Annotated in this window: 10 protein-coding genes and 1 pseudogene; 5 read left to right on the forward strand and 6 right to left on the reverse strand. The window is 65.6% G+C overall.

Annotated features, from left to right (window positions below):
* Positions 1-47 precede the first annotated feature (47 nt).
* The 3 genes from QMG52_RS04665 to QMG52_RS04675 are packed head-to-tail and all read right to left on the reverse strand — an operon-like array spanning position 48 to position 3,289.
* Positions 48-1,289, reverse strand: a complete 1,242-nt coding sequence (locus QMG52_RS04665) for an FAD-dependent oxidoreductase (protein ID WP_283559266.1) — start codon at positions 1,287-1,289, stop codon at positions 48-50.
* The gene (locus tag QMG52_RS04670; protein ID WP_283559267.1) at positions 1,282-2,052 is read right to left on the reverse strand and encodes a class I SAM-dependent methyltransferase; all 771 of its coding nucleotides are present in this window, start codon (positions 2,050-2,052) and stop codon (positions 1,282-1,284) included. Before QMG52_RS04670 ends, QMG52_RS04665 begins: the two co-directional genes overlap by 8 nt.
* A gap of 34 nt (positions 2,053-2,086) precedes the next feature.
* Positions 2,087-3,289, reverse strand: coding sequence for a type III polyketide synthase (locus QMG52_RS04675; protein ID WP_283559268.1), 1,203 nt, complete (start codon positions 3,287-3,289; stop codon positions 2,087-2,089).
* Between the two features lie 173 nt (positions 3,290-3,462).
* Here QMG52_RS04675 and QMG52_RS04680 point away from each other — a divergent pair, with 173 nt between their 5' ends.
* Both QMG52_RS04680 and QMG52_RS04685 read left to right on the forward strand, forming a co-directional pair.
* The gene (locus QMG52_RS04680; protein WP_283559269.1) at positions 3,463-4,263 is read left to right on the forward strand and encodes an SDR family oxidoreductase; all 801 of its coding nucleotides are present in this window, start codon (positions 3,463-3,465) and stop codon (positions 4,261-4,263) included.
* 8 nt (positions 4,264-4,271) lie between these two features.
* Positions 4,272-4,817, forward strand: a complete 546-nt coding sequence (locus QMG52_RS04685) for a GrpB family protein (RefSeq protein ID WP_283559270.1) — start codon at positions 4,272-4,274, stop codon at positions 4,815-4,817.
* A 44-nt stretch (positions 4,818-4,861) separates the two neighbouring features.
* On the opposite strand, the gene QMG52_RS04690 is transcribed toward QMG52_RS04685, so the two are convergent.
* Entirely contained in the window at positions 4,862-5,827 is a 966-nt protein-coding gene (locus QMG52_RS04690) for an MIP/aquaporin family protein (RefSeq protein WP_283559271.1), read from the reverse strand.
* Between the two features lie 206 nt (positions 5,828-6,033).
* Between QMG52_RS04690 and QMG52_RS04695 the strand changes: the two genes are divergently transcribed.
* Positions 6,034-7,245 carry a class I SAM-dependent methyltransferase gene (locus QMG52_RS04695; protein ID WP_283559272.1) on the forward strand — a complete coding sequence of 404 codons (1,212 nt, stop codon included), beginning with the start codon at positions 6,034-6,036 and terminating at the stop codon, positions 7,243-7,245.
* Here QMG52_RS04695 and QMG52_RS04700 read toward each other — a convergent pair.
* Positions 7,242-7,442 (reverse strand): hypothetical protein, encoded by a 201-nt coding sequence (locus tag QMG52_RS04700; RefSeq protein WP_283559273.1) that lies wholly within the window; start codon positions 7,440-7,442, stop codon positions 7,242-7,244. The genes QMG52_RS04695 and QMG52_RS04700 overlap by 4 nt on opposite strands.
* A 177-nt stretch (positions 7,443-7,619) precedes the next feature.
* Positions 7,620-8,978, reverse strand: a pseudogene (locus QMG52_RS04705) (AMP-binding protein); the annotation flags it as partial.
* Between the two features lie 582 nt (positions 8,979-9,560).
* Between QMG52_RS04705 and QMG52_RS04710 the strand changes: the two are divergent.
* Both QMG52_RS04710 and metE read left to right on the forward strand, forming a co-directional pair.
* Entirely contained in the window at positions 9,561-10,514 is a 954-nt protein-coding gene (locus tag QMG52_RS04710; RefSeq protein ID WP_283559274.1) for a methylenetetrahydrofolate reductase, read from the forward strand.
* Positions 10,515-10,727: 213 nt separating this feature from the next.
* Positions 10,728-13,148 (forward strand): 5-methyltetrahydropteroyltriglutamate--homocysteine S-methyltransferase, encoded by a 2,421-nt coding sequence (gene metE / locus QMG52_RS04715; protein WP_283559275.1) that lies wholly within the window; start codon positions 10,728-10,730, stop codon positions 13,146-13,148.
* The last annotated feature ends 5 nt before the right edge of the window (positions 13,149-13,153 follow it).

Genomic DNA, 13,153 nt, shown 5'->3' on the forward strand with positions numbered 1-13,153 from the left:
AACACATCGAAGTGACTATTGCCTGCTGAAGCCGCTGCCTGCTGAATTCATTGCATGGTGAAGCGGCGTGCCACGAAATCGTGCACAGCGGGCACGGCGATCAGTCGTGCCAAGGTACAGTTCCGCATAGTCATGATGGCAGGCGGCAGCGGCCGTCCCAGGGCCATGTTGAGATGTGCCTGGCGGACGGCCTGCCGGGCAGCCCGCTGCCGTCGCTGTTCGAACGCCTGCAGTGCGCCGGAGGAAGGTTTACCGTCGAGTGCGGCGGTGATGATCGGGGCGAGTTCTGCGGCATCCAGCCAGCCCAGGTTCATCCCCTGACCTCCAATTGGACTGATCTCATGGGCGGCGTCTCCGATCAAGGCCACCCGTCCGTGGATCAGTCTGCGGGCCAGTCTTGCACGGACGGTGAAGGCGCTGAGCATGCTGTTCGTGCCGGAATCGACAACGGCGCCGGTCCGCGCCCGGATGAGCTGCGCCAGCGAACCAGCATTGGGCCGCACGCACAGGGAGTCGGTATGGACCACCCAGCGCCTTACGTCGCCGGGCAGGGGGAAGGATTCCACGATGCCCCCCGGCTCCAGATGCAGCACCGCCGTTGAGCCGTCACCTGTGTCGTCATGAAAATCGCCCATCAGGTAAGTATCTGGATAGTTGCGGTTAAAGGTTGCGACGCCCAGCTGCGAGCGAAGGCCCGATCGGGCGCCGTCGGCGGCCACTAGCAGACGCGCGCTGAACCCAGTCTCGACCTGCCCGTCCTGCCTGTCCTGCCCGAGCTCCCTGTCCTGCCCGATCTGCCCGCTCTGCCTGTCTTGCCCGATGCCCCTGTCTTGCTCGATGCCCCTGTCAGGTTCCGATCGGCGGACGCGGGCCGAGACGGTGACCTGCCTGCCGTCGTCGTACGCGTGCAGTACCTGCGCCCCACGCACCAAGACCCCGGGCCCTTGCGCCTGCAGCCGCTCTTCCAAGACCGATTCCGTGACGGACTGCGGTACCGCCAGCACAAACGGATGAGCCGCCCGGCCGCCGGAAAATGACAAACCGGCGAGATCTGCGCCCCGGGTTCGTGCCATCCCGTTGTGGATCTTCACGCCTTGAGCGATCAGGGGTGCCGCGACTCCAATGGATTCCAACGCGGCCAGGGACGGCGGATGGATGCCGATGGCGCGAGAATGATTGCTCCGTTGGGCGCGTTTCTCCAGCACCAGGACGTCCACGCCGGATTGGCGCAGTAAGGTACCCAAAAAGAGGCCCACCGGCCCACCGCCGGAAATGATGACATCATGCATGGCGCGCTGACTCCGGGGAGCTGACTACCCGCCCGTGGGCGACGGCCGTGTACGTCAGCAGGTTGCGGAACGGGCCCTGCGGTTGCACTCGCCACGTCGGCGGTACGGCGGACCGAAGCTCGGACGCGGTGTAACTGCGGCGGATGGAGGTCAGGCCATCGCGGCGGATAAATGAGCGGTGGAAGACGGGCAGTGTGCCGGCGGAAAAAAGGGCGTAAGCCAGCGGGCTGCGCGCAATGTCGCTATGGACGCTGGCCTGCGTGGCCAATAGCTGTGAATCTGCGAGCAGACCGTGTAGCTGCAGCGCGCTGAGGTGGTGGAGGACATGGTTGGAGATAACCAAATCAAACGTTGCCCCCTCCGCCACCAGTTCCGAGCTGAAAGCCCGTCGGAACGTTAGCCGGGGGACAGCGGGCCGGGCGGCGGCAAAGGCATGGGCCCGTTCATCCGGATCGATGGCGGTGATGCGCAGTGGCAGTCCGTCCCGCGCGGCCCACGCGGCGAGCCGGCGTGGAACATCCCCTCCGCCGCAGCCTATGTCCAGCAGCGTAGTTGTCCGGTCGGCGGAGAGCAGCGGACGCAGCTGCTGGATGTAGGTGCCCCGCCAGCCGGCCACGGCGGCGTTGATGAGCGGGAACTGCGCGTAGGTCCGTTCCAGCAGCTGCGGATCACAGTCCGGCTTGTCCATTTCCTCCACTGCCCCCGTGGCCCGGTGGCGCAGGAAATCACCGGCAGCCCGGTGGCGCAGGAAATCCCGTGTCATGGCAGCCCGGGCGTCAAAGTCCGCGGCATCGTGGTCAGACTGCCACCGGTTGCGCGAACGCCGCAGCCTGTGACGCGGCGCCGGCCGCCCTGGGCTGGCCGGGGACTTTCGTAAACAACCCGGTCTCCACCGTCAGCCCGGGGCCGAAGGCCATGGAACAGATCCGTTCCTCCGCGCCATCTGCGGTTTCGTCCGGGACCTGCTCGAGAATGTGTTTGAGTACGAACAGCACCGTAGCGCTGCTCATGTTGCCGTAGTTGCGCAGCGTTTCGCGGGCGGGCTTCAGCTGTTCGGCGCTGAGGCCGAGTTTGGCCTCCACCTTATCCAGAATGCTGCGGCCCCCGGGATGGATGGCCCAGTGCCTGATGTCGCGGTACGGCAGAGCGCTGACGATAGGATCCCGGGCCAGCAGCGGCTCCAGCGCACCGACGATGTGCTCGTCAATGATGTGCGGGACGTAGCTTCCCAGAACCATCTCGAAGCCCTGATCCCCGATGTTCCAGGCCATGGACTCCTCGCCCACCGGGGTCAGCGTCGTCTCAAAATGGTCAAGACTGATTCCGGCGCCGGTCTGCGGCAGTTCCTTGGCGCTGACGACGGCGGCGGCGGCCCCGTCCGCGAAAAGTGAAGAGCCCATGATGGCATCGGGGTTGTTGGAGGTCCGCACGTGCAGGGAACACAGTTCCGCGCTGACCACGAGCACCACGGCCTCGGGATCAGCCTCGCAGAAGGACTTGGCCGCCCGCAGCGCCGGGAAGGCGGCGTAGCAGCCCATAAAGCCCAGATGGTAACGCTGGACGCCGGGATTGAGCCCGAGCGCACGGACCACCTTGTAATCGGGGCCCGGGTTGAAAAATCCGGTGCAGGAAACGGTGATCACGTGTGTGACATCCGAGGGGCCGATGCCCGCACAGGCATCGAGTGCCTTCCGGGCCGACTCGACAAAGAGCTTCGTGGCTTGGACGGCAAAAATGTCATTGCGGACCTTGGTGCTGGGGCTGAACATTTCTCCCGAGGCGGCATCGAAGAAGACGGGATTTTCACTTCGCTGCGTCCGGGTCAGTTCCTCCACGGCCGTATAACGGGTATCAATCCCGGAACCGTCAAAGCAGGTTCGTACCAGACGAGTCCCCAGCCGGGTCAGACCCGGTTGCGCGGCGAAGACGTCCCGGGCTTCGGTCTGTATCAGGACCGTCGGCGGGACGGCAGTTTCCAATGCTCTCAGGATGACCGTCATAGTCCATTGTGCAAGGACGGGGTGACAGAAGACAATGGTGAGCCAGCTGTTGTTATGGTTCCACCGGCTCCCGGGCGCCGTAACCACCGTGCCCATCGGCAGTTCGGGCGGGCAACTGGGCCGTTCGAATACGGCCGGAATATTACAAAATAATAGACAAAAGAGGAAACACCATGACGTATTCCCCCAGCACAGCCATTGTGACCGGTTCGGACTCGGGGATCGGACGGGCCACCGCCGTCGCGCTCGCGGAGGCCGGGCTCAATGTCGGCATCACCTGGCACCAAGACGACGCCGGGGCGCAGCAAACCGCCGCGCAGGTCCGCGCCCTTGGCCGAACAGCCGTCGTGGCGAGGCTGGACACCACGGAGTTGCCGGAATGCGGCGACGTCATTGACAAGATGGCCGAGGAGCTCGGCGGACTCGATGTGTTCGTCAATAACGCCGGCGCCGGAGACGGGCTGAAGTTTCTGGAGCTTGGCTATCAGGACTGGTGCCGCACCGTCGATACGGATCTCACCGGTGCCTTTGTCTGTATCCAGCGAGCGGCGCAGCGGATGGTCCGGGCCGGCCGCGGTGGCAGGCTGATCGCCGTGACCAGCGTCCATGAGACGCAGCCTCGGGTGGGGGCCGCGGCCTATGATGCCGCGAAACACGGACTCGGCGGCCTGATGAAAACGGTGGCGCTGGAACTTGGCGAGTACGGCATCACCGCGAACTGCGTGGCGCCCGGGGAGATTGCCACCCCGATGACGGGACAGACAGACGAAGACCCGCGGGCCTCGGAACGTCCCGGCATTCCGCTCGGGCGCCCGGGCGACGCACGGGAGGTTGCCGCGGTGATCGCATTCCTGGCCTCCCCGGCCGCCAGTTATGTCACCGGTGCCTCTTGGGCGGTCGACGGCGGCATGCTCCAGATGGGCCCACAGGGCGGCTCGAACATCACCAGTGACGAGTGGCGAAAAGGCCAGTGAATGAGGCAGTGAATGAAGACCGGGTTGCGTACCTTGACTCGGTGCTGATCGGCGGCCGGGAGCCCATATCGATTCGTATTGTCGAGTATGCTCCGGACTGGCCCGCGCACTTTGACAGGCTGGCGGACAGGGTCCGGCAGGCCCTCGGCGAGCGGGCGCTTTCCGTGCAGCATATCCGGTCCACTTCCGTACCCGGACTGGCGGCCAAACCCATCATCGACATGCTGCTGATCGTCGCCGACCTCGCCCCTGAGGAGCAGTACGTTCCGGCGCTGGAGACGTCCGGATTCATCCTCCGGGTCCGCGAGCCGGGACACCGCATGTTCCGTACTCCGCAGCGGGACGCGCACCTGCACGTCTACGCAGCGGGGGGCTCCGAGACGTCCGACTACCTGGACCTCAGGGACTGGCTCCGGACGAACGAGCCGGACCGGCTTCTGTACGCGGAACGAAAACGGGAGCTTGCCCGGCAGACCTGGACCGACATGAACTACTACGCTGACGCCAAAACCGCGATAATAGCACAGATCCTCCGCAGGGCCAGGGCCGGATAGTCCGCCATCCGGCATCCGGCTCTGGCCCGACACCGGAACGCGTGTCATTCTTCGGCGGCGGTGCCTTCGTCCAGATCCGGATTCTGTTCGCGCGCGGGCCCCGGTTCGGCCAGCGCTTTCCGCGCGTGCAGAATGTCACCGACGAACAGATCGTAAATCAGCACGCCAATCACCCCGCCGATCAGCGGGCCGATAATCGGCACCCAGAAGTAGGCGCTGAATGAGCCGTCGACCGTCCCCGGCAAGGCGACATCGCCCCAGCCGGCTACCCAGGCGAACAGCCGCGGGCCGAAATCACGGGCCGGATTGATGGCGTATCCGGCGTTGGCTCCGTAGGACATGCCGATCGCTGCGACCGCGAAACCGATCATCAGCGGGCCCAGATTGGCCTTCACCGCGGTATTACGCAGATCGATGATGGCCACAATGAGGAGAATCAGAAAGGCGGTGCCCACAATCTGATCGGTCAGCGGACCGATCATGTCCCCGTTGTAATAGGGGGCCGGGAAGGTGGCAAAGATAGAGAACGTGGCGTTCCCGCCGGGATCGGTCCTGGCCACCTTTGAGGCCCGGTTGAACGCGTCTATCGCCTGATGGTAAACGAGATAGACCAGGGCCGCGCCGGCAAACGCCCCGACCACCTGCGCCGCAATATAGGGAAGCACCTTTTTCCAGGCAAAGTTCCGGCGGACGGCAAAAGCCAGTGTGACCGCAGGGTTCAGGTGCGCCCCGCTGACACCGCCGGCCACGTAAACGCCCAGTGCCACGGCGAACGCCCAGCCCCAGGTGATCAGCAACCAGTCCCCGGCGGCATTGAAGATGGTGGTAGAGGTCGCCGCACGGCCGCTGCCGGGGAGCGCGGCCACGGCCGTGGCCACGACGCCGTCGCCGAAGGCGATCAGGACAAAGGTGCCCAGGAACTCGGCCAGTACCTCACCCCAGGTTCCGCCGACCCGTTTGAGACCGCTGCCGTTGCGGATCGCATTCCGCAACGGAGTTATTTCGCTCATGATGACCCCTTTGGTCGTCGATGACGGCGACGCCCTAATTGATTAAATGAACACCCTTAAGTTGACTAACCAAACGTCCTTATGCTAGCAGCAGGCATACCGTCTGGCCATGGCTGGGCAGAGCTGGGTCCGGGTTGGGGAATGCGCGGCTAAACTGGTCAGGTTCTGATTCCGACCACGACGCAATCGACAGTCCGAAGGATGGCATGGCAGACGGCACGGCAGACGGCACGGCAGGCAGAGCGGATCCCGACGCGCTGTTCAATTTCAGCGCGCTCCGCCGTTTCCCGGATGTGGAGGCAGAAAACCTCTTCGCCTTCGATGCCAGTGACACACTGATTCTCTCCGAGTCCGCGGCAGCCCTTAACGGGCTCGACGGCGACGCGCTCGACGGCGGCGCGCTCGACGGCGGCGCCGTTGCGGTCGTGGGCGACAGGTACGGCGCGCTGACCCTCGCGGTGGCGTCGTTTCTGGGTTCCGTGGACCTTCGCGTTCAGCAGGACCTCGTTTCCGGCGCGCGGGCGCTGGACCGCAATGCCGCCGAGCTCGGACTGTCCGGCGGATTTCGCCGGGTCCCGCTGGGGGAGGAGCTCTTCGCCGGCGTCCGGGTGGTGCTCTGGCAGCTCCCGCGGAGTCTGGCCGAGCTTGCCGAAGTGGCGGATCAGATCGCCCGCTACGCGCACCCTGGCGTCGTCGTTTTTGCCGGCGGACGGATCAAGCATATGACCGTGGCGATGAACGCTGTGCTGCAGGAATCGTTCGCCGATGTCCGGGCCGGGCTGGGGCGGCAGAAGTCACGTGTGCTCACCGCCCGCGGGCCGATCCGGCCCTCGGGTGAATCCCTCTACCCGGTGAGGGAATTCAGCCACGAACTGGGGCTGTGGCTGTGCGCCCATGGCGCCACGTTTGCCGGCGCCAGGCTGGATATCGGTACGCGGTACCTGCTGGGCTTCCTGGACGGGATGAAGCCGGACGCCCGGCAGGCGGTGGATCTAGGCTGCGGCTCGGGGGTCGTCGCGGCCGCCCTGGCCGCCGCAAGGCCCGCCCTCACCGTAACGGCCACCGATCAGTCGGCCGCCGCCGTCGCCTCCGCCGCCGCAACGGCACACGCCAACGGCCTCGCCGGGCGGATCACCGCTGTGCAGGACGACGCCATGGCGGGTTTCCCCGGCGGCAGTGCCGATCTGATTCTGCTGAATCCGCCCTTTCACTTGGGTGCCACCGTGCACACCGGGGCGGCCCTCAAGCTCTTCGACGCCGCCGCCCGTGTGCTTGCTCCGGGAGGAGAGCTGTGGACGGTGTACAACAACCACCTGGACTACCGGGCGCAGCTTCAGCAGCGAGTGGGCCGGACCTCGGTACAGGGACGGAACGCTAAATTCACCGTGACCGTTTCGGTGCGCGGCCGGACCGGTTAGTCGATCGCTTCGAGGATTTCGCCGAACGGAATCCGCTCATCCAACACGGCCTGGATCTCGTCGTGCTGGAGGAGCTTAACCCTTACCCCGTGCAGCCTATCGGCCGCTGACTGCTGAAGTACCGGTTTCACCGTCGCGACCACTGCGGCCGGTTTGCCCTCAAGGTAATTCAGGTAACTGGCTGGGAGTATATTCATGGCCACAGCATAGACCTGCGGCCGGGGAGCGCGGAAGTGCCAAAATCGGGCCCCGCGACGTGCGCGTCCGGGTCAGCTCTGCAGGCCCAGGCGATCGGCCGATTTGGCCCGCATCTCCATCTTCCGCACCCGTCACGGTCATCGGAAATTCGTCGACCACCAGAACATAGCGCGGAACCTTGTCCGACCCGCAATATTGACGTAGCCGTCATCGCGCATTGAGCCAGATCGCCGGTGTGCATCCAGCGGGCCTGATCGATGGCCTCGTCGGTTTTTACCGGGTCATTCCAATAGCCCAGCATGACCGAATAGCCCCGCGTGCAGAACTCGCCAGGTGTTCCGCGCGGGACGGTGAGCCCGGTGAGCGGGTCGACGATCTTGACCTCCAAGTGCGGATGGACCTGGCCGACGGTGGCGGTGCGGCGTTGCAGGTCATCGTCCGGACGTGTCTGCATGGAGACTGGAGACATCTCGGTCATGCCGTAGGCAATCGCGACCTGAGTCATGTTCATCTCGCTGATGCAGCGTTTCATGACCTCCACGGGACAGGGCGAGCCGGCCATGATGCCGGTCCGCAGGGTGGAGAGGTCGTAGCCGGCGAAGTCCGCCAGGTTCTGTTCGGCGATGAACATGGTGGGGACGCCGTAGAGAGCCGTGCACTTCTCATCCTGCACTGCCTGGAGCGTGGCCCTCGGATCGAAGGAGGGAGCCGGAATGATGATTGCCGCGCCGTGCGACGTGGCACCAAGGTTGCCCATCACCATGCCGAAGCAGTGATAGAACGGCACCGGGATGCAGAGCCGGTCCTCGTTGCTGAACCCTATGGTTTCCGTCACGAAGAAGCCGTTATTGAGAATGTTGTGATGGCTGAGGGTGGCGCCCTTGGGATAGCCCGTGGTACCGGACGTGTACTGAATATTGATCGGGTTATCGGGGCTGAGGGTTGCCATCCGGACGGCGACGGCGTCGGCGGCCAACGTGCTGCCGCCTGCGAGCAGGTCATCCCAGCCGGGATCGCCGATGTACACCACGTCCGTCAGATCCGGGCACTCGGACCGGACCGCCTCCACCATGGCACGGTAATCAGTGGACTTGTGCCCGGTCATCGACACGAGCAGCTTCAGACCGGACTGGACCAGTTCGAAGCGCAGCTCGTGCTCCCGGTAGGAGGGGTTCACATTGACCAGAATGGCGCCGATCTTGGCACTGGCGTACTGCACCAGCACCCACTGGGCACAATTGAGGGCCCAGATCCCCACTCGGTCGCCCTTGGCCACACCCGCTGACATCAGTCCACGGGCCAGCGGCGTCGACGTCGCCATTTAGTTCCGCATAGGTCCAGCGCCGGTCCGCCCCAAGGTCCACCAGCGCTTCGCGCCCGGCATTCCCCGTGGCGATCCTGCTGAAGTTGGCACCGATGGTCTCGCCCAGCAGCGGCAGGGCGGACGTACCGGAAACGTATGAAGGGACGGCGGACCGGGCATCGGCAGGCGCGGGAGCAGGGACCCGGGTGGCGTCGTGAACATCATTGGTCATAATGCACACGCTAATGCGGGCAGGCGCGATGGGTAGTCGTGCCCCATGCCGTGGACGGCGTGGCCGGAATCCGGACCGGTTCGGCGAATTAAGCCAGCTGCTGCGGCAGCGGTGCCGGTAGGAAACCCGTCCTCGGAGGCGACTGGTCAGCGGTGGAATTTGCGGTTAATTCGGCCGAAGAGGTCCCCGCCACGAGGTTTCCGCATATTCGACGGCTGTATTCCGTAAAGGTACGTCTTAATTCGCCCAGCGGTTGTGCTGCCGGCACCGGGTGCGTAGAGTCTTTTTCAAGTTACTGAAAGTAACGTGTCAGCGATCCTCGCAACGGCGTCCGGCCAGCTTCCGGATGCCTGAGGGTGTGGGTGCCCCCATGTGGGCCTGACATTTGCACGCAGAACGCCGATTGCCTGCCTCCGGTCCAACCACGGGGACGGCAACGCCGCGATGGTTTCCCTCCTTCGGGACGGGCCCCATTCCGGCGGGCCCTTCTGGCGATCCTTTTTCGCATAGCATTGGCGTTCGCGCGCTTGTCGGCTAGCACCGGCGTCGCGGGCGTCAATGGCAACCAGCCAAGGACAGCAAATGTCACCTCCAAGCCTTCTGCAGGCGCACCCGAAACTCTCCGGGACCGCTCCCAATGCCCTCTCCTACGAGCTCTATCCGCCCCGCACCCCGGCGGCGTTGGCCAACCTTTGGACCACCATCCGGGAGCTGGAAAGCACCAATCCGGACTACGTCTCCGTCACCTACGGTGCCAGCGGCTCCAACCGGAATACCGCGGTGGAGCTGCTCAACCGGCTGCTGACCGAGACGACACTGCGGCCGCTGGCGCATCTGACCTGCGTCGGCAATACCGCGCAGGAGCTGGCGGCCATCGTCACCGACCTGCTGGACCACGGGGTGCGCGGGATTCTTGCCCTGCGCGGAGACCTTCCGAATGGGGCGCAGCCTCAACATCGTCCCGGATCGCTGACCTACGCCCAGGACCTGGTCGAGCTGATCCGTCGCGTGGAGCAGCGCCGCACCGCCCTGCTCTGCGCCGGAAAGGTCGCCGTAGGCGTCGCCGCCTACCCCAAAAAACATCCCGAGTCCCCAAGCGAAGAACACGACGTTGAGGTGCTTCTGGCCAAGCAGCGTTCCGGTGCAGACTTCGCCATCACCCAGGTTTTCTTCCATCCCTCGGAGTACGAGGAGCTGCTGGTCCGGGCCCGTCGTGCAGGAGTGACCATCCCGCTGATTCCGGGCGTCATGCCGCTCACCAGCGTGCGCCGGCTGCAGCGTTTGGGGACCCTGGCCGGCGTCGAACCATCCCCGGATCTGGTCCGGGCGCTGGCCGCGGCGGACGATGACGGCGAACGCCGCCGGATCGGAGTGCGGGCCACCGTCGATCTGGCCCGCGCCGCCCTCGACGCCGGAGCGCCGGGGATCCACCTGTACACCTTCAACGAGCATGGCGCCGCCCTGGACGTGCTAGACAAACTGCAGCTGCTCCGGCCCGAACGGCCCCGCTCTGTCCACCGGCAATCGGCACTATGAGCCGGCTCACCCCACCATAGATCCCGACTGACCCGACTGACCCGACTGACCCGACTGACCCGACTGACCCGGCTGAGCCGGCCTGACCCGAACCGCCCGCCCGAACCGAACCGCCCCGCCCGGCCCGGCCCGGCCCGCCTGAGTTGCCCGACCCGGACCGAATCGGCCCGACTGACCCGCCTGAGTAATTGACTACCATTGAGGACCTGAATCATGACTGACATCACCGACACCACCGCTGCCGACGCGACAACTGTTGACACGACAACTGCCGGCACTACGGTTGCCGACACCGCGCCCGCGACGGCAGCCGACACCAGCGCCGCAACGCCGGTGTTCCCCGCCGCGTCCATTCTGGGCTACCCGCGGATCGGCCGCCGCCGGGAACTGAAGAAGGCGGTCGAATCCTTCTGGGCCGGCCGCATCGATGCCGCGGCCCTTGACACGGTGGCCAAGGACCTGCAGCTGGCCACGGCCAAGCGGCTCCAAGGCCTGGGCCTGACCGGGTCCGCGGCCATCCCCGGCACTTTTTCCTACTACGACCAGGTACTGGATGCCGCCGCGCACATCGGCGCCGTTCCGGCCCGCTTCGGCGCACTGCTCGATCGCGAAGGCCGGCTGGACATCAACGGCTACTTCACCCTGGCCCGAGGCACAGCCGCGCAGCAGCCGCTGGAAATGACCAAATGGTTTGACACCAACTACCACTACCTGGTGCCGGAAATCGGCCCGGAAACCGTCTTCTCACTGACATCAACCCGCATTGTCGAGGAATTTGCCTTCGCCCTGGCCAACGGTATCCACACCCGGCCGTATCTGGTGGGTCCGGTCACCTTCCTGCTGCTGAGCAAGGCTTCGGATGACGCCCCGGAAGGGTTCTCTCCGCTGAGCCGCCTGGCGGATGTCCTTCCGGTCTACGCCGAGCTGCTCGAGCGTCTGGCGGCGGCGGGTGCCGACTGGATCCAGCTTGACGAGCCGGCCCTGGTGGCGGACCAGAACGTTCCCGTCGCTGAGGTTCAGGCGGCCGTTGCCCGGGCGTACGAGGTACTCAGCGCCGATGCCGCCCGTCCGGCCATTCTGGTCAGCACCCCCTACGGCGCCGTGGACGAGCTGCTTCCCACGCTGGCCGAGAGCAATATTGATGCCCTGCACGTGGACCTGTTCAAGGGTGCCGTACCGTCGCCGGATCAGCTGGCCCTGCTGGCCGGCAAGACCCTGGTGGCCGGATTGGTGGACGGTCACAACATCTGGCGCAATGACCTGCAGTCCTCGGCGGGCAAGCTGGCCGACCTGCGCAAGAGTGGGCTGACCGTCGCGGTCTCCACCTCAACGTCAACACAGCACGTTCCGCACGATGTGCAGGAGGAGACGCAGCTGCGTGCCGAGCTGCGCAGCTGGCTGGCCTTTGCGGATCAGAAGGCCGCCGAGGTGGTCACTCTGTCCGGCCTGCTCACGGATCCTGCGTCGGTGCAGCCGGCCATCGACGCGGCGTCGGCTGTCATCGCGTCCCGTGCCGCCGCCGTCGGCGTTCACCGCGCTGAGGTTCAGGCGAGGCTGGCCGCGCTGACCGCCGCGGACTTCAGCCGGGACGCCTACGCCGCCCGTGCCGCCGTGCAGGAAACGGAGCTGGCTCTGCCGGCGCTGCCGACCACCACCATCGGCTCGTTCCCGCAGACCAGTGAAATCCGCTCCGCTCGCGCGCGCGCCAACAAGGGCGAGCTGACGCAGCAGCAGTACGAGTCACTGATGAAGGACGAGATCCGGCGTGTGGTGGACCTGCAGGAGGAACTCGGGTTCGACGTGCTGGTGCACGGTGAGCCCGAGCGCAACGACATGGTGCAGTACTTCGCCGAGAACCTCGAGGGATTCGACGTGACGGTACACGGCTGGGTCCAGTCCTACGGCAGCCGCTGCACCCGCCCGTCCATTCTCTGGGGCGACGTCACCCGCAGCCGGCCGATCACGGTCGAATGGGCGCGATATGCGCAGTCCCTGACGGCCAAGCCGATGAAGGGCATGCTGACCGGCCCGGTCACCATCCTGGCGTGGTCCTTTGTCCGCGATGACCAGCCGTTGGGGGAGACCGCCAACCAGGTTGCCCTGGCACTGCGCGACGAAATCGCGGATCTGGAGGCCGCCGGGATCCGGATCATCCAGGTGGATGAGCCGGCGCTGCGCGAACTGCTTCCGCTGCGCAAGGCGGATCAGGCGTCGTACCTGGACTGGTCTGTCCAATCCTTCCGGCTGGCAACCGGTGGGGCGGCAAACGGCACGCAGGTCCACACCCACCTGTGCTACTCCGAATTCGGCGCGATCATCGACGCCATCGACGGACTGGATGCGGACGTGACGTCCATCGAGGCCGCCCGCTCCCGGATGGAGGTCGTGCATGACCTGGAGGACCACAGCTTCGCCCGAGGTGTTGGCCCGGGCGTTTATGACATCCATTCGCCGCGTGTCCCCGGCCAGGCTGAGGTCGTGGAGCTATTGGAGACCGCCGTCCGGCATGTTCCGGCGCGCCAGCTCTGGGTCAACCCGGACTGCGGGCTGAAGACCCGCGGCTACGCCGAGACCGAGGAGTCGCTGCGCAACCTGGTTGAAGCGGCCAGGGAAGTCCGCACCCGGATCGGCTGACGGGG

Source organism: Paenarthrobacter sp. PH39-S1, assembly GCF_030063245.1.
Classification (GTDB): Bacteria; Actinomycetota; Actinomycetes; order Actinomycetales; family Micrococcaceae; genus Arthrobacter_M.